A 16867-nucleotide genomic window follows, 5' to 3' on the forward strand; every position below is an offset into this window, starting at 1 on the left:
GGCGCCAGCCGCCGCACCCTGACTGACGGAACGGACATGCCTCAACTGGTGGTGCTGCCTCACGTCGAACTGTGCCCGGACGGCGCAGTGATCGACGCGACGCCCGGCAAGAGTATTTGCGACAACCTGCTCGACAACGGGATCGAGATCGAACATGCGTGCGAGAAGTCGTGCGCGTGCACGACGTGCCACGTGGTGATTCGCGAGGGTTTCAACGATCTCGAGCCGTCCGAAGAGGACGAAGACGATCTGCTCGACAAGGCGTGGGGTCTCGAGCCGACGTCGCGCCTGTCGTGCCAGGCGATCGTGAAGGAAGATTCGGACCTGGTGGTCGAGATTCCGAAGTACTCGATCAACCACGCGAAGGAAAATCACTGACAGGAACCGGAGGCAGGCGATGAAATGGACCGATTCGCGTGAAATAGCCATTGCGCTGGCGGAAAAGTACCCGGACATCGACCCGCAGCGAATCAACTTCGTCGATCTGCGCCAGTGGGTGCTCGAACTCGACGGCTTCGCCGACGATCCCGCGCACTCCGGCGAGAAGATCCTCGAGGCGATCCAGGCGCACTGGATCGACGAATCGGATTTCGACGACGAAGACTGACCGACCGGTCACGGCATGCGCTGCAACGGCGCACGCCGCGCCCATGAAAAACGGCTCGTGAGCGTTTGCTCGCGAGCCGTTTTCGTTTTGGGCGGACTGCCCGCGCACGATGCGCGGGCGGGGGCGTCGGCGATGACGCGCAGGTGCTTACGCGCCGACCAGCGTGCCGTTCTCGATCCGCACGCGCTGGCCCTGACCGAACGGCGGCGGGTTGTGGTACGTGAACGTGCGCGTTGCGCCGCTTTCCATCTGCACTTGCACTTGATAGTCCGTTTCCGCGCGCACCTGCTTCTCGACCTGGTTGCCGGCGAGACCGCCGCCGAGCGCGCCGATGATCGTCATCGCGGTGCGGCCGTTGCCGTGACCGAACTGGTTGCCGAGCAGGCCGCCGGCGGCCGCGCCGCCGACCGCACCGATCCCGGAGCTCTGGCCCGGCGTGCGCGTCTGCGTGATCGCGACGACCGTGCCGCAGCTCTGGCAGTAGGTTTGCGCGGGCGCCGACGGCTGCTGCGCGTATTGCGGCGGCTGCGGGGCGGCCGTGTGATGGCGATGCGGCGCAGCCGGGCGCGGCGCCGGCTTCGGTTCGGCTTGCGCGACGGCGGCCTTCTGCTGGGCGGCGGCCTGTTCTGCTGCCTGTCGCTGCGCTTGCGCGGCCAGTGCGGCGCTGGCAGCCGCGGCCGTGTCGACGGCCGGTTGCGACGCGATCAGCGCGGCCTGGGTCTGGCCGTTCTGTTCATTGCTGCTGCTGGCCTTCGGGAATACGCCCGTGATCGCTGCCGTCGCCGCGAGGCTGGCGACGATGACGGCGCCGGCCGCGGTGGCGATGAGCGGGTGGAGGCGTTGCTTTTGCGGCGTGGTCTGATTCTGGTTGTCCATTTTGTTCTCCAATGTCGATCCGGATCGGCACACTGCGCCGAAGCAGGATCCCACGCTCGGGAGCGAGCAGACTTGGCGTTCCGGCGCCTCGTTCTGGTCCCGTGGTCATGCGTGGTGACGCAACAGGAGTGTCGTCCACGGCCAAGCGGTGCGCCGTATCAAGGTGTAACGAATTGCAGCACGGGTGCGGCGGGCGCCATCGGGAAAACCCGGAGAAGGCCGGTGCGACGGGGGAGTAAAACGGGGGAGGAGCGAAAGCCGGCGAACGCCGGCGGGCAGGATTTACGCGCGGTTACAAAGCCGCTCCGTATGCACCGCGTGGCGCGGCGCATACGGGGGCACGGCGTCAGTCTTCGCGGCGCAGATGCGGGAACAGCAGCACGTCGCGGATCGTCGGGCTGTCGGTCAGCAGCATCACGAGACGGTCGATGCCGATCCCGCAGCCGCCCGTCGGAGGCATCCCGTATTCGAGCGCGCGGATGTAATCGGCGTCGAAGAACATCGCTTCCTCGTCGCCTGCATCCTTTTGCTCGACCTGCTTCTTGAAGCGCGCGGCCTGGTCTTCCGGGTCGTTCAGCTCCGAGAAGCCGTTCGCGATCTCGCGGCCGGTCATGAAAAGCTCGAAACGCTCGGTGATGCCCGGCACCGTATCCGATGCGCGCGCGAGCGGCGACACCTCGACCGGATAGTCGATGATGAACGTCGGTTCCCACAGCTGCGCTTCGGCCGTTTCCTCGAACAGCGCGAGCTGCAGCGCGCCGACGCCGGCGTTCAGGAACGCCGGCTGCGACACGTCGACGCCCAGGCGCTTCAGTTCGGTACGCAGGAACGCGTCGTCCGACAGCTGGCCGTCGGTGTAGTTCGGTGCGTACTTCTGGATGGCCTGGGTGATCGTCAGGCGATGGAACGGCTTCGCGAGGTCGAGCTCGCGGCCCTGGTACTGGATCGTCGCGGTGCCGAGCGCGTCGATCGCCGCCTGGCGGATCAGTTGCTCGGTGAAGTCCATCAGCCAACGGTAGTCGGTGTACGCGGCGTAGAACTCCATCATCGTGAATTCCGGGTTGTGACGCGGCGACACGCCTTCGTTCCGGAAATTGCGGTTGATTTCGAACACGCGCTCGAAGCCGCCGACGATCAGGCGCTTCAGGTACAGCTCCGGCGCGATGCGCAGGAACATCTGCATGTCGAGCGCATTGTGATGCGTGACGAACGGCTTCGCGGCCGCGCCGCCCGGGATCGGGTGCAACATCGGCGTCTCGACTTCCATGAAGTCGGCGTTGTCCATGAACTTGCGGATCGACGCGATCGTCTTCGTGCGGGCGCGGAACGTGTCGCGCGTTTCCGGCGTGACGATCAGGTCGACGTAGCGCTGACGGTAGCGCATTTCCTGGTCGGACAGGCCGTGGAACTTGTCCGGCAGCGGCCGCAGCGCCTTCGACAGCAGGCGCAGCTCCTTGCACTGGACCGACAGCTCGCCCTTGTTGGTGCGGAACAGCACGCCGCGCGCGGCGACGATGTCGCCGAGGTCCCACTTCTTGAACGCGTCGTAGGTGTCGGCGCCGACGTCGTTCGGCGTCACGAAGAACTGGATCTGGCCCGACCCGTCCTGCACCGTCGCGAAGCTCGCCTTGCCCATCACGCGCTTGAGCATCATGCGGCCGGCCACCGACACCTCGACCGGGTTCGCTTCGAGCGCGGCCTTGTCCGAATCGGCGAATTTGGCCTGCAGGTCGGCTGCGTGATGCTCGGGCCGGAAGTCGTTCGGATAGGCGACGCCTTGCTCGCGCAACGCGCGCAGCTTCTCGCGGCGCTCGGCGATGATCTGGTTGTCGTCCGCCGTGACGGCGGGCTGCGTTTGGGTCGATTCGGTCATGATGGTCGGAATTCGGAGTGGGGTGCGGCAACGCGAACGGAAAGGGCGGCGCGGGCAGGCCGCGCCGCGGCGCTTACACGCCCTGTTTGAGGCTCGCGCTGATGAAGTCGTCGAGGTCGCCGTCGAGCACCGCCCGCGTGTTGCTCATTTCGACGTTCGTGCGCAGGTCCTTCACGCGGCTCTGGTCGAGCACGTACGAGCGGATCTGGTGGCCCCAGCCCACATCGGTCTTGCTCGATTCGAGCTTGTCCTGCTCGGCCTGGCGCTTGCGCATTTCGACTTCGTACAGGCGCGACTTCAGCATCGCCATCGCTTCGGCGCGGTTGCGGTGCTGCGAGCGGTCGTTCTGGCACTGCACGACGATCCCCGTCGGCATGTGCGTGATCCGCACCGCGGAGTCGGTCTTGTTGATGTGCTGGCCACCCGCGCCCGACGCGCGGTACGTGTCGATGCGCAGGTCCGCCGGGTTGATCTCGACTTCGATCGAGTCGTCGATTTCCGGATAGACGAACACCGACGAGAACGACGTGTGGCGGCCGCCCGACGAGTCGAACGGCGACTTGCGCACGAGGCGGTGGATGCCCGTTTCGGTACGCAGGAAGCCGTATGCGTATTCGCCCGTGACCTTGACCGTCGCGTTCTTGATGCCGGCGACGTCGCCGTCGGACTCTTCGAGTACCTCGGCCTTGAAGCCCTTGCGTTCGCAGTAGCGCAGGTACTGGCGCAGCAGCATCGACGCCCAGTCGCATGCCTCGGTGCCGCCGGCGCCGGCCTGGATGTCGATGAAGCAGTTGTTCGGATCGGCCGGGTTCGAGAACATCCGGCGGAACTCGATGTCGCCGACGCGCGCTTCGAGCTTCGCGGCGTCTTCCTCCGACGCGAGCAGCGTATCCTCGTCGCCTTCCTCGCGTGCCAGCTCGAACAGGTCGAGCGCATCGCGCAGGTCGCTATCGAGCGCGGTGAGCGTCATGACGACGCCTTCGAGCAGCTTCTTCTCGCGGCCGAGCGCCTGGGCGTTCTTCGAATCGTTCCAGACGTTCGGGTCTTCGAGTTCCTTGTTGACTTCGGTCAGACGCGCAGCTTTGGCGTCGTAGTCAAAGATACCCCCGAAGCTCGCCCGCGCGATTGCGCAGGTCGAGCAGGGAGCTTTCGATCGCGTTGAGACGTTCCGCTTCCATGATCGTTCGCTGTTCCGGCTTCGTAAAAAAGCGGAATTATAGCCGATCGGCAGGGTTGCCCGGTGACGCAAACGGTGCCTGCACGCGTGTCGACGGCCCCGTCCGGCGCGGCGCGCACGTGTGCGGCGGCGCGTCGCGGGCCGGGCGGCGTGCTCAACCGGCCGCGTGTTCGACGACCAACTGGACGCGCGTGACGCCGTTCCACGTATCGGCGACGAGCCGGTACGCGACCAGCGCGCTCGCCGGCAGCGGCTCGGTGTGGTTGAACCAGATCGCATTGAAGCGCTGGCGGCCGCGCGCAAGCTGCAGCTTCAGGTGCTTTTCCTTCACGAGCGACTGCGACACGACGTCGAATTCCCCCGAGAAAAGCGGGGCCGGAAACCCTTGTCCCCAGACGGCCTCGTCGAGCAGGCCGACGAACTGCGGCGTGAAGTACGCGTCCTCGAGTTCGCCGTCGGTCTCGATCACGCGGGCGAGCGCGTCGTCGGACAGCCATTCGCGCGCGACGGCTTCGAACGCGGCCGCGAAGCGCGGCACGTTTTCGGTGTCGAGCGTGAGGCCGGCCGCCATCGCATGGCCGCCGAACGCGACGATCAGGTCCGGTTCGCGTTTCGAGACGAGGTCGAGCGCGTCGCGCAGGTGAAAGCCCGCGATCGACCGGCCGGACCCCTTGACCCGCTTGCCTTCGTCGTCGGCATGCGCGAACGTGAACGACGGGCGGTGGAATTTTTCCTTGAGCCGGCCGGCGACGATGCCGATCACGCCCTGGTGCCACGCGGGATTGAACAGCGTGATCGTGCACGCGTCGGCCGGATCGACGTCGGCGAGATCGGCGAGCGCCTGCTGCTGCATGCCGGCCTCGATTTCGCGGCGCTCGCGGTTCATCGCGTCGAGCTGCTGCGCGAGGTCCCACGCGCGGCCGATGTCGTCGGTGATCAGGCATTCGATGCCGAGCGACATGTCGGACAGCCGTCCGGCGGCGTTCAGGCGCGGGCCGAGGCCGAAGCCGAGGTCGAAGCCCGACGCGGTGCGCGCGTCGCGCGCGGCGGCGCGGAACAGCGCGGCGACGCCCGGCTGCATGCGGCCGTTGCGGATGCGCTGCAGCCCCTGCGCGACGAGCACGCGGTTGTTGCCGTCGAGCCGCACGACGTCGGCTACGGTGCCGAGCGCGACGAGGTCGAGCAGGCCGTCGAGGCGCGGCTCGGCTTCCTTGCTCGCGAACGCGCCGCGGCGGCGCAGCTCGGCGCGCAGCGCGAGCAGCACGTAGAACATCACGCCGACGCCGGCGAGGTGCTTGCTCGGGAACGCGCAGCCCGGCTGGTTCGGGTTGACGATCGCGCGCGCGGCGGGCAGCGCGTCGCCGGGCAGGTGGTGATCCGTCACGAGCACGTCGATGCCGCGCGCGTTCGCGGCTTCGACGCCGGCGACGCTCGCGATCCCGTTGTCGACGGTGATCAGCAGGTCGGGCTTGCGCGCGGCCGCGAGCTCGACGATCTCGGGCGTGAGGCCGTAGCCGTATTCGAAGCGGTTCGGCACCAGGTAGTCGATCTGCGCGCCGAACATCCGCAGGCCGCGCACCGCGACCGCGCAGGCGGTCGCGCCGTCGCAGTCGTAGTCGGCGACGACCAGCAGGCGCCGCTTGTCGGCGATCGCGTCGGCGAGCAGCACCGCCGCATCGGCGCAGCCTTTCAGCTCGGTGGGCGGCACGAGGCGCGCGAGCGCGGTCTCGATGTCGACGGGCGACTGCACGCCGCGCGACGCGTACAGGCGCGCGAGGACGGGGTGCAGGCCGTGGCGCGCAAGCGCTTCGGCGTCGGCGGGCGCGACGGGGCGGGTAACGATCCGGGTCATACGGGTTGGCGTTGTTATTCGAACAGGGAGGCGAGCGCGCGGCGGCGCCAGAACTTGCGCAGATCGCCGCGGGTCGCATGCAGCGTCACGGAGCTCGTGTCGCCGCACAGCGTGAAATCGACGGCCGCCAACTCGCCGTTCTGCAGCGCGGCGAGCGCCGGCGCGAACCAGTCGCGCTCGAGCGCGGCGAGCCCGTCGTGCCAGCGCGCCCAGTCCTGCTCGATGAACGGGGTGGTCAGCGCCGGCAGCTCGACGAGCGTCGCGCCATCGGCGGCCGGCAGGGCGCCGAACGTCGCGGGCGGGCGGCCGGCTTCGGATTGCGCGGCGCGTGCGAGGCCGAGTGCGGCGGGCGACGCGGACAGCACGCGCGCGAACGGCTTGCCGACCGGCTTCAGCGTGCCCTGTGCATGGAACCAGATCGAATTGACGGCTGGCAGCCCGCGGGCCTCGCGGGCTTCGTTCACTGGATGCTGGAACCACGCCATCTGTACTTCGTTCTGCAGTTTCATCCACATCCGAGAGCGCTCGCCCGTATGTGCCTCGTGGGGCAGCCAGATCTCGATGTTGCGGCCGCTGGCGCGCAGCGGCGCGGCGCCGGCGAGGCGCGCGAGCTGGTCGCTCGACAGATACCAGCGCGCCGGGTTCGGCGCTTCGAGCCGCACGCCCAGCTCCTCGATCAGCGGCCGCGCGACCGCGAGCAGCGCGGCTGCGTCGCCGTCGTCGAGCGCGAGGGCGGCCGGATCGACGAGCACCAGGTGATCGTGCGCGATTTCGACGTGCACGGGCTCGACGCACGCCCATGCATGCGCGCCGGGATCGCCGCCGTCGGCCAGCAGCATGTAGGGCGCGAGCGGCGCCTCGTCCGCGGCGTTGCCTTGCGTGGCGCCGAACCGGCTTGCCAGCCAGCGTTCGTGCGGCAGCGTGCGCTGGAAGTCCTCGCCGGCCACGCGCTCGACGAGGCTCGCGCGGGCGAGCAACTTTTGGAGCGCGGGGCTGTCCAGCGTGTGCAGGGACGAGGCCGCATCGGCCGCCGACGGCAGCGCGAACGGAACGAGAAAATGGAGGCGTCGGTCGTGCATGATGGTGCGCATTGTATGGCAAACTGCGCGCGTGATCGGGCCGGCCGACGGCCCGTTCGCGTCCGGCGACCGTTTTTTCGCTCGCGCCCGGGCGGCTGCCGCCGGATGGCGGTCCGGCCGCGGGCCGCCATCCCCGCCGTAACCAGCAGAAAGGATTCGCTTGAAACTTCCGTACGAATGGCAAATCGGCTGGCGCTACACGCGCGCCGGCAAACGCACGACCGGCAACGGCTTCATTTCCTTCATCGCGCTCGTCTCGATGCTCGGGATCGCGCTCGGCGTCGCGGCGCTGATCGTCGTGCTGTCGGTGATGAACGGCTTCCAGAAGGAAGTGCGCGACCGCATGCTGTCGGTGCTCGCGCACGTCGAGGTGTTCTCGCCGACGGGTTCGATGCCCGACTGGCAACTGACCGCGCAGGAAGCGCGCCGCAATCCGTCGGTGATCGGCGCGGCGCCGTACGTCGACGCGCAGGCGCTGCTCACGCGCCAGGACTCGGTGAGCGGCGTGATGCTGCGCGGGATCGAGCCGGCGCTCGAACCGCAGGTGTCGGACATCGGCAAGGACATGAAGGCAGGCCAGCTCGGCGCGCTCGTGCCGGGCCAGTTCGGCATCGTGCTCGGCGACGCGCTCGCCGGCAACCTCGGCGTGACGGTCGGCGACAAGGTCACGCTCGTCGCACCCGAAGGGTCGATCACGCCGGCCGGCATGATGCCGCGCCTGAAGCAGTTCACGGTCGTCGGCGTGTTCGAATCGGGCCACTACGAATACGACAGCACGCTCGCGATGATCAACATCCGCGACGCCGAGGCGTTGTTCCGGATGAGCGCGCCGACCGGCGTGCGGCTGCGGCTCACCGACATGCAGAAGGCGCCGCAGGTCGCGGTCGAGCTGTCGCATACGCTGTCGGGCAGCCTGTACATTCGCGACTGGACCCAGCAGAACAAGACCTGGTTCTCGGCCGTGCAGATCGAGAAGCGGATGATGTTCATCATCCTCACGCTGATCATCGCGGTGGCCGCGTTCAACCTCGTGTCGTCGCTCGTGATGACGGTGACCAACAAGCAGGCCGACATCGCGATCCTGCGCACGCTCGGCGCGCAGCCGGGGTCGATCATGAAGATCTTCGTCGTGCAGGGCGTGACGATCGGCTTCGTCGGCACCGCGTCCGGCGTCGCGCTCGGCTGCCTGATCGCATGGAGCATCCCGTGGCTGATCCCGATGATCGAGCACCTGTTCGGCGTGCAGTTCCTGCCGCCGTCCGTGTACTTCATCAGCGAACTGCCGTCCGAACTCGTCGCGAGCGACGTGATCCGGATCGGGTTGATCGCGTTCGCGCTGTCGGCCGTCGCCACGCTCTATCCGAGCTGGCGCGGCGCGAAGGTGAAGCCCGCGGAGGCGCTCCGCTATGAATGACCGCGCGACCGCATTCGCGGATTCACGACAACGACAACACAACAGACAGGATTCGGCAGGTATGCAGGAATACGTGCTTCAGGCGCGCGGGATCACGAAGGCGTTCGTGCAGGGCGGCTTCAACGTGCAGGTGCTCAACAACACCGAGCTGACGGTGCGGCGCGGCGAGAAACTCGCGGTCGTCGGCGCGTCGGGCTCCGGCAAGAGCACGCTGCTGCACGTGCTGGGCGGGCTCGACGAGCCGAGCGCCGGCGAAGTGTCGCTGCTCGGCAAGCCGTTTACGCAACTCGCCGAGCGCGAGCGCAACGAGCTGCGCAACCGCGCGCTCGGCTTCGTCTACCAGTTCCATCATCTGCTGCCCGAGTTCACGGCGCTCGACAACGTCGCGATGCCGCTGCGCATCCGCCGGATGACGACCGAGGACGCGCGCGCGCAGGCACAGGCGATGCTCGAACGCGTCGGTCTCGGCCCGCGTGCGAAGCACCGGCCGGGCGAGCTGTCGGGCGGCGAGCGGCAGCGTGTCGCGATTGCGCGCGCACTGGTCACGAAGCCGGCGTGCGTGCTCGCCGACGAGCCGACCGGCAACCTCGACGGCACGACGGCCGACACGGTGTTCAACCTGATGCTCGAGCTGTCCGAGACGCTCGAAACGAGTTTCGTGATCGTCACGCACGATCCCGATCTCGCCGCGCGCTGCGACCGCATCATGCGGCTGCGCGACGGGGTGCTGCACGAGGAGCCGGCGCTGCCGGCGTAAGAAGCAACGCGCGTGCGGCCGGTCGCCGGCTCGTCCGGCACGGCGCAACGGCGCAGGACCGCTGCCATGTGGATCGACACGCACTGCCATCTCGATGCCGCCGAGTTCGACGCCGACCGCGACGCGGTCGCGCAGGCTGCGCGCGCGGCCGGCGTGTCGCGCATCGTGATCCCGAGCATCGGGCGCGACAACTTCACGACGGTGCGCGAACTCGCGCACCGCACGCCGGGCGCGGTGTACGCGCTCGGCATCCATCCGATGTATACGCCGCAAGCGCGCGACGCGGATCTCGACCGGCTGCGCATGGAGATCGAGGCGAGTCTCGACGATCCGCGTTTCGTCGCGATCGGCGAGATCGGGCTCGACTATTTCGTGCCGGGCCTCGACGAAGACCGGCAGCAGTTCTTCTACCAGGGCCAGCTCAGGCTGGCGCGGGAATTCGATCTGCCGGTGCTCTGCCACGTGCGCAAGTCGCAGGACCGCGTGCTGGCCGGGCTGCGCCGTTTCGGCGTACGGCGCGGCATCGCGCATGCGTTCAACGGCAGTTTCCAGCAGGCCGACGCGTATCTTGCGCAGGGGCTGCATCTCGGCTTCGGCGGCAACGTGACCTTCACGCGCGCGCGGCAGATCCGCCGGCTCGCCGCCGAATTGCCGCTCGACGCGCTCGTCGTCGAGACCGACGCGCCCGACATCGCGCCCGAATGGGCATACAAATCCCGCAATACGCCCGACCAGGTGCCGCGCATCGGCGGCGTGCTCGCCGAACTGCGCGGGCTCGATGCCGGCGAATTGTCCCTATGCACTTCGGCTAACGCGCTCGCCGCGCTGCCGCGACTCGCGCTTTCGTCCGCATAATCGTTGCCGGAAGGCGCCGCATGGGCAGGGGCGGCGCCGGGTCGACGAGGAGGCGGAATGCGCGTGTGGTGGATCGCGTTCGCGCTCGGCGTCGTCGTGCTGCAGCGGCAGGCGGCGTTGCCGGGGGCGATCGCATGGACGATCGGAGCAGCCGTGCTCGCGGGCTGCGCGGCGCTGGGCGCGTGGTGCGCGCGTCGTCGGCGCACGCGTGCGGTCGTCGTAGGCGGATGGATGTTGTGCGCGGTCGCGGCCTGCGTCGCGGGATTCGGCTATGCGGCCGCGCGGGCCGAATGGCGGCTGCGCGACAGTCTGCCCGTCGAGTGGGAAGGGCGCGACATCGTCGTCACGGGCGTGATCCGCGGGCTGCCCGTCGTCGACGAGACAAGTGCGCGGCTGCTGTTCGCGGTCGAATCGAACGATGCGGGGCTCACCCGTTTTCCGCCGTTGATCCGGTTGTCGTGGCGCGCGTATGGCGCATCCGCGACACGCGATGCGCTTCCCGATTTGCGTGCGGCCCAGCGCTGGCGTTTCGTCGTGCGTCTCAAGCGTCCGCATGCCGAGGCCAATCCCGGCGTGCGCGACAGCGAGGCGGCGTGGCTCGCCGCGGGCATTCGCGCGATCGGCTATGTCAGTGCGCCGCGTCGGGCGGTATTGCTCGATGCGCGCGCATCGGGCTGGCGTGCATCGATCGATCGGGTGCGCGACATGCTGCGGGCACGCATCGGCGAGGGGCTCGGTACCGATGCGGCGCATCGCGGCATCGTCGCCGCGCTGGCGATCGGCGACCAGTCGGGCATCGGCGACGACGATTGGCGCGTGCTGCGCAACACGGGCACGAGCCATCTGGTCGCGATTTCCGGTCTCCATGTCGGGCTGGTCGGCGCGATCGCCGGCTGGCTCGTCTCGATGGTCTGGCGCCGCGTGCGCCGGCGCGGACGGGCCGCGACGCTCGTGCTGCCGGCGCCGTACGCGGCCGCGCTCGCCGCGCTGGCTGCGGCGGCCGGCTACGCCGCGCTCGCCGGCTTCAACGTGCCGGCACAGCGCGCGTGGTGGATGATCGCGGGCGGCGGCATCGCGTATCTGGCCGGCCGCAGCGTGCCGACGTCGGCGGTGCTGTGCGTGGCGCTCGGCGGCGTGCTGCTCGCCGACCCGTGGGCCGTGCTGTCGGCCGGGTTCTGGCTGTCGTTCGGTGCGGTCGCGGTGATCCTGCTGGCCGTCGCCGGCTGGCGCGCGGTGCGCGAGGCCGACGAGCTCGACGAAGCGGGCGCGGAGAGCGGCGCGACCGGCTCGCGGAGCCGGTTGCGTGCGTGGGCGACGCGCTGCCGGCGCCGCGTCGCCGAGGCGACGCGCGTGCAGTACGCGGTGACGATCGGGCTCGCGCCGCTCACCGCCGCATGGTTCGCGCAGATTTCCCTGTCGGGGCCGTTCGCCAATGCGTTCGCGATTCCGTGGGTCAGCTCGGTCGTGACGCCGGTCGTGCTGGCCGGCATCGCGTTGCCGCTGCCGCTCGACGCGGCTGCCTTTCGGCTTGCGCATGCGGCGCTCGCGCCGATGATGACGCTGCTCGGGCACCTGGCCGATTGGCCGGCCGGCGTGTTCTGGCTGCGCATGCCCGACTGGCCGGTGCTGGTGCTGGCATGCGTGGGTGTCGCGTGGGCGCTGATGCCGCGCGGCTGGCCGCTGCGCTGGGCGGCGCCGCTGACGTGGCTGCCGCTCGTCGCGCCGGCGCCGGATGCGCCGCCGGCGGGCGGCTTCCGGCTGACCGTGCTCGACGTCGGGCAGGGCGCGGCGGTACTGGTCGAAACGGCGCGGCGGGCCTTGCTGTTCGATGCGGGGCCGGGTGCGGAGTCGTCCCACGCCGGTACGCGGATCGTCGCGCCGGCGTTGCGGGCGCGCGGCATCGCGACGATCGATTCGCTCGTGCTCAGTCATGCGGATGCCGATCATGCGGGCGGCGCAGCGGCCGTTTATGCGGCCGCCGACGTGCGCCAGTTGCTGGCCGGCATTGCGCCGCGGCACCGGCTGTGGCGCGATGCGCAGGCGGCGGGCGTGGCCGATCGGCTGCCGTGCGCGGCCGGGCAGCGGTGGACCTGGGACGGCGTCGTCTTCACGATGCTGTGGCCGCCGGGCGGGGTGGGCACGGGTTCGTCGAACGGCCAATCGTGTGTGCTGCGCATCGATGCGGGCGGCACGTCGGCACTGCTGACGGGCGACATCGAGGCCGCCGCCGAGCGCCGGCTGGTGGCCGATGCGCGCGACGCGCTGGCCGCGCAGATCCTGGTCGTGCCGCACCACGGCAGCCGCACGTCGTCGGTCGAGCCTTTCCTCGATTCGGTCGGGCCGCGCGTCGCGGTATTTCCTGTAGGCTATCGCAATCGTTTCGGGCATCCGCACCGGACCGTGCTCGCCCGCTACGAGGCGCGCGGGATTCCGCTGCCGCGTACCGATCGCGACGGCGCCGTGCGGTTCGACGTCGCGCCGGCGGGCGCCGGGTTTGCCTTCGCGCGCTATCGCGACGAACGGCGCCGGTACTGGATGGACCGGTAAGCGCGGCGAAGGCCGGCTTGTCCGGACGGAAGGCGCGGGGCCAGCGTAGCGTGCCGAAGCACGGTTCCGACAGAATACGAAGCACGGGATCGGCGCAAGCGCCGAAGCGCCCGCTTCCGTCGATCGCGAAGCATGGGACGGGAGCGCGTGCCGAAGCACCCGCTCCCGTCGACAAAGGAGACATCGGCATTTGAAGGACATCCTCCACTTCTCGCATGCGAACGGCTTCCCGGCGTCGACATACCGGACGATCTTCGCCGAACTGGCCGACGACTACGAGCTGCGCTACATCGAACGGATCGGTCACGACCGCCGCTACCCCGTGACGCGCGACTGGCCGCATCTCGTCGAGCAACTGCTCGACGACATCGGCAGCAGCTACGAGCGCCCGGTCTGGCTCGTCGGCCATTCGCTCGGCGGCTACCTGTCGTTGATGGCCGCGCTGAAGAAGCCGCAGTGGGTGCGCGGCGTCGTGATGATCGATTCGCCGATCATCGCGGGCTGGCGTGCCGGCGCGCTGCGCGCGAGCCAGTGGGCGGGGCTCGACGAGCGGCTGTCGCCGGCCGCGGCCACGCGCAACCGGCGCACACGCTGGACGAGCCGCGACGAAGTCTGGCGGCACTTTCGGGAGAAGCCCGCGTTCGCGCGCTGGGACGAACGGATGCTCGCCGACTATATCGACCACGGGATCCCGCAGGCCGGCGCCGACGGCGAACGCGCGCTGGCGTTCGACCGTCAGGTCGAGTACCTGATCTACAGGACGCTGCCGCACACGCTCGGCCCGCGGCTCGCGCACGGCGCGCCAGTGCCGCTCGGCTTTCTCGCCGGCACGCGCTCGCGCGAGGTCCGGCAGGTCGGGCTCGACGCGACGCGCCGCGCGACGCGCGGGCGCATCGAATGGATCGAAGGGAGCCACCTGTTCCCGATGGAGCGGCCGATCGAGACCGCCCGCGCATTGCAGCGGATGCTGAATTCGCTGAAGGCGGAAGAGGGTTGCGCTTCGCAGGCCGGCGCGCCGATCGCGAGGCGCGCCTGACGCTGGGTCCGGCGGACGGAACGACCGCCGGCGCATGCGCGCGGCGCCGGCGGGCCGGCCGGTTCGCGCCGTCGCGCACGGTTGGCGCGGGTCGGCACGAAAGGGCGCGATCATCGCGTCAATTGCTGAGAGAAGGGCGGGCTTTACGGTATAATCCGTTTTTCCCGCGAGCATCCAGCGATGACCAAATATGTTTTCGTCACCGGCGGCGTAGTTTCTTCCCTCGGCAAGGGTATTGCCGCCGCCTCTCTCGCCGCGATCCTCGAATCGCGCGGTCTGAAAGTCACCCTCCTCAAACTCGATCCCTACATCAACGTCGACCCCGGCACGATGAGCCCGTTCCAGCACGGCGAAGTGTTCGTGACGGAAGACGGAGCGGAGACCGACCTCGACCTCGGCCACTATGAGCGCTTCATTAGCACGAAGATGCGCAAGGCCAACAACTTCACGACCGGCCAGATCTACGAATCGGTGATCCGCAAGGAGCGCCGCGGCGACTATCTCGGCAAGACCGTGCAGGTGATTCCGCACATCACGAACGAAATCCAGGCGTTCATCGAGCGCGGGGCGGCATCGGCCACCTGCGGCGAGCCGGACGTCGCGATCGTCGAGATCGGCGGCACGGTCGGCGACATCGAGTCGCTGCCGTTCCTCGAGGCCGCGCGCCAGATGAGCCTGCGCCTCGGCCGCAACAGCGCGTGCTTCGTGCACCTGACGCTCGTGCCGTACGTCGCGACGGCCGGCGAGCTGAAGACGAAGCCGACCCAGCACAGCGTGCAGAAGCTGCGCGAGATCGGCATCCTGCCGCACGTGCTGCTGTGCCGTGCGGATCGCCGCATCCCCGACGACGAATCGAAGAAGATCTCGATGTTCTCGAACGTGCCCGAAGACGCGGTGATCTCGGTGTGGGACGCCGACAGCATCTACAAGATTCCGCAGATGCTGCACGACCAGGGCCTCGACCGGATCATCTGCGAAGAGCTGAAGCTGTCGCCGAAGGACGCCGACCTGAGCATGTGGTCGACGCTCGTCGAAAAGCTCGAGAACCCGCAGCACGAAGTGACGATCGGCATGGTCGGCAAGTACGTCGACCTGACCGAGTCGTACAAGTCGCTGATCGAGGCGCTGCGCCATGCGTCGATCCACACGTCGACCAAGGTCAACATCGAGTACATCGATTCGGAAGAGCTCGAGACGAACGGCGTCGACAGCCTGAAGCACCTCGACGCCGTGCTGGTGCCGGGCGGCTTCGGCCGTCGCGGCACGGAAGGCAAGATCGCGGCGGTCCGCTATGCGCGCGAGTCGAAGGTGCCGTACCTCGGCATCTGCCTCGGCATGCAGCTCGCGGTGATCGAATTCGCGCGCGACGTCGTCGGCCTGAAGCAGGCGAACAGCACGGAATTCGATCCGGACACGCCGGAGCGCGTGGTCGCGCTGATCACCGAATGGTACGACCGCGAAGGCAAGGTCGAGACGCGCACCGAGGAATCCGACCTCGGCGGCACGATGCGCCTGGGTTCGCAGCGCTGCCCGATCAAGCCGGGCACGATGGCGGAAGAAATCTACGGCAAGGACGTGAACGAGCGCCATCGCCACCGTTATGAAGTCAATAACCGCTTCGTGCCCCAGCTCGAAGCCGGCGGCCTTATCATCAGCGCCCGTACCCCGAGCGAGGATCTGCCGGAAATGATGGAGCTGCCGCGCTCGATGCACCCGTGGTTCGTCGGCGTCCAGTTCCACCCGGAATTCACGTCCACGCCGCGTGATGGCCATCCGCTGTTCAAGTCGTTCGTCGAAGCCGCGCTCGCCAACAAGCAAGCGCGCGGAGTGCAAGCATGAAGCTGTGCGATTTCGAGGTCGGTCTCGACAAGCCTTTCTTCCTGATCGCGGGTACCTGCGTCGTCGAATCGGAGCAAATGACGATCGACACGGCCGGCCGCCTGAAGGAGATCTGCGAGAAGCTGAACGTTCCGTTCATCTACAAGTCGTCCTACGACAAGGCAAACCGCAGCTCGGGCAAATCGTTTCGCGGCCTCGGAATGGACGAGGGCCTGCGGATCCTGTCCGAGGTGAAACGCCAGCTCGGCCTGCCGGTGCTGACGGACGTGCATTCGATCGACGAGATCGAGCAGGTCGCGTCGGTCGTCGACGTGCTGCAGACGCCGGCGTTCCTGTGCCGTCAGACCGATTTCATCCATGCGTGCGCGCGCTCGGGCAAGCCTGTCAACATCAAGAAGGGCCAGTTCCTCGCGCCGCACGACATGAAGAACGTGATCGACAAGGCGCGCGACGCAGCGCGTGAAGCCGGTCTGTCGGAAGACCGCTTCATGGCGTGCGAGCGCGGCGTCTCGTTCGGCTACAACAATCTCGTGTCGGACATGCGTTCGCTCGCGATCATGCGCGAGACGAACGCGCCGGTCGTGTTCGATGCGACCCACTCGGTGCAGTTGCCGGGCGGGCAGGGCACGAGCTCGGGCGGCCAGCGCGAATTCGTGCCGGTGCTCGCACGTGCGGCGGTCGCGACGGGCGTCGCGGGCCTCTTCATGGAAACGCATCCGAATCCGGCCGAGGCGAAGTCCGATGGCCCGAACGCGGTGCCGCTGAACCGGATGGGTGCGTTGCTGGAGACGCTCGTCACGCTCGACCAGGCGGTGAAGCGCAACCCGTTCCTGGAAAACGATTTCAATTAAAGATCGAATGAACCTTGCGACGGCTTTGCGCGTCTGTAGCGAAAGCGGTTCCGGCGCGCCCGCCGTCGCAGTTTGAAGAATCCATCGTCATTCTCAGAGGAAAC

At 68.4% G+C, this 16867-nt stretch carries 14 protein-coding genes; 9 read left to right on the plus strand and 5 right to left on the minus strand.

Annotated elements, in window-relative coordinates; all coding sequences use genetic code 11:
• Positions 1 to 36 precede the first annotated feature (36 nt).
• Together fdx and iscX are read left to right on the plus strand one after the other, a co-directional pair.
• On the plus strand, positions 37 to 378 hold the full coding sequence (fdx, locus tag WS95_RS32150) for an ISC system 2Fe-2S type ferredoxin (RefSeq protein WP_040144570.1): 342 nt from the start codon (positions 37 to 39) through the stop codon (positions 376 to 378).
• Between the two features lie 19 nt (positions 379 to 397).
• On the plus strand, positions 398 to 607 hold the full coding sequence (gene iscX / locus WS95_RS32155; RefSeq protein WP_034207749.1) for a Fe-S cluster assembly protein IscX: 210 nt from the start codon (positions 398 to 400) through the stop codon (positions 605 to 607).
• 147 nt (positions 608 to 754) lie between these two features.
• Here the strand turns inward: iscX and WS95_RS32160 are convergent, their stop codons facing one another.
• The 5 genes from WS95_RS32160 to WS95_RS32175 all read right to left on the minus strand — a co-directional run bounded on the left by WS95_RS32160 (position 755) and on the right by WS95_RS32175 (position 7476).
• Entirely contained in the window at positions 755 to 1483 is a 729-nt protein-coding gene (locus tag WS95_RS32160) for a glycine zipper 2TM domain-containing protein (RefSeq protein ID WP_034207748.1), read from the minus strand.
• 346 nt (positions 1484 to 1829) lie between these two features.
• A complete protein-coding gene (gene lysS, locus WS95_RS32165; protein ID WP_059828269.1) occupies positions 1830 to 3356 on the minus strand; it encodes a lysine--tRNA ligase in 1527 nt (508 codons plus the stop codon).
• A gap of 73 nt (positions 3357 to 3429) precedes the next feature.
• A protein-coding gene (gene prfB, locus WS95_RS34510) for a peptide chain release factor 2 (protein ID WP_108041952.1) occupies positions 3430 to 4534 on the minus strand; the annotation gives its coding sequence in 2 pieces (ribosomal slippage) (positions 3430 to 4452 and positions 4454 to 4534; 1104 coding nt in all).
• A 153-nt stretch (positions 4535 to 4687) separates the two neighbouring features.
• Positions 4688 to 6385 (minus strand): single-stranded-DNA-specific exonuclease RecJ, encoded by a 1698-nt coding sequence (recJ, locus tag WS95_RS32170; protein ID WP_059828271.1) that lies wholly within the window; start codon positions 6383 to 6385, stop codon positions 4688 to 4690.
• A 14-nt stretch (positions 6386 to 6399) separates the two neighbouring features.
• Entirely contained in the window at positions 6400 to 7476 is a 1077-nt protein-coding gene (locus WS95_RS32175) for a hypothetical protein (RefSeq protein WP_034207745.1), read from the minus strand.
• A gap of 148 nt (positions 7477 to 7624) precedes the next feature.
• Between WS95_RS32175 and WS95_RS32180 the strand changes: the two genes are divergently transcribed.
• The 7 genes from WS95_RS32180 (at position 7625) to kdsA (ending at position 16763) form a co-directional block, all read left to right on the plus strand.
• Positions 7625 to 8878, plus strand: coding sequence for a lipoprotein-releasing ABC transporter permease subunit (locus WS95_RS32180; protein ID WP_059828273.1), 1254 nt, complete (start codon positions 7625 to 7627; stop codon positions 8876 to 8878).
• Positions 8871 to 9635, plus strand: a complete 765-nt coding sequence (lolD, locus tag WS95_RS32185) for a lipoprotein-releasing ABC transporter ATP-binding protein LolD (protein WP_179950249.1) — start codon at positions 8871 to 8873, stop codon at positions 9633 to 9635. The genes WS95_RS32180 and lolD overlap by 8 nt, the downstream gene beginning before the upstream one ends.
• Positions 9636 to 9701: 66 nt before the next feature.
• On the plus strand, positions 9702 to 10490 hold the full coding sequence (locus WS95_RS32190) for a TatD family hydrolase (RefSeq protein WP_034207742.1): 789 nt from the start codon (positions 9702 to 9704) through the stop codon (positions 10488 to 10490).
• A gap of 57 nt (positions 10491 to 10547) precedes the next feature.
• Entirely contained in the window at positions 10548 to 13037 is a 2490-nt protein-coding gene (locus tag WS95_RS32195) for a DNA internalization-related competence protein ComEC/Rec2 (RefSeq protein WP_059828275.1), read from the plus strand.
• Between the two features lie 190 nt (positions 13038 to 13227).
• Positions 13228 to 14073 carry an alpha/beta fold hydrolase gene (locus WS95_RS32200; protein WP_059828277.1) on the plus strand — a complete coding sequence of 282 codons (846 nt, stop codon included), beginning with the start codon at positions 13228 to 13230 and terminating at the stop codon, positions 14071 to 14073.
• A gap of 180 nt (positions 14074 to 14253) precedes the next feature.
• The gene (locus WS95_RS32205) at positions 14254 to 15912 is read left to right on the plus strand and encodes a CTP synthase (protein WP_034207739.1); all 1659 of its coding nucleotides are present in this window, start codon (positions 14254 to 14256) and stop codon (positions 15910 to 15912) included.
• Positions 15909 to 16763, plus strand: coding sequence for a 3-deoxy-8-phosphooctulonate synthase (gene kdsA, locus WS95_RS32210; protein ID WP_047898480.1), 855 nt, complete (start codon positions 15909 to 15911; stop codon positions 16761 to 16763). Before WS95_RS32205 ends, kdsA begins: the two co-directional genes overlap by 4 nt.
• Positions 16764 to 16867 lie beyond the last annotated feature (104 nt).

It is taken from the genome of Burkholderia sp. MSMB1826 (assembly GCF_001526325.1).
Taxonomy (GTDB): domain Bacteria; phylum Pseudomonadota; class Gammaproteobacteria; order Burkholderiales; family Burkholderiaceae; genus Burkholderia.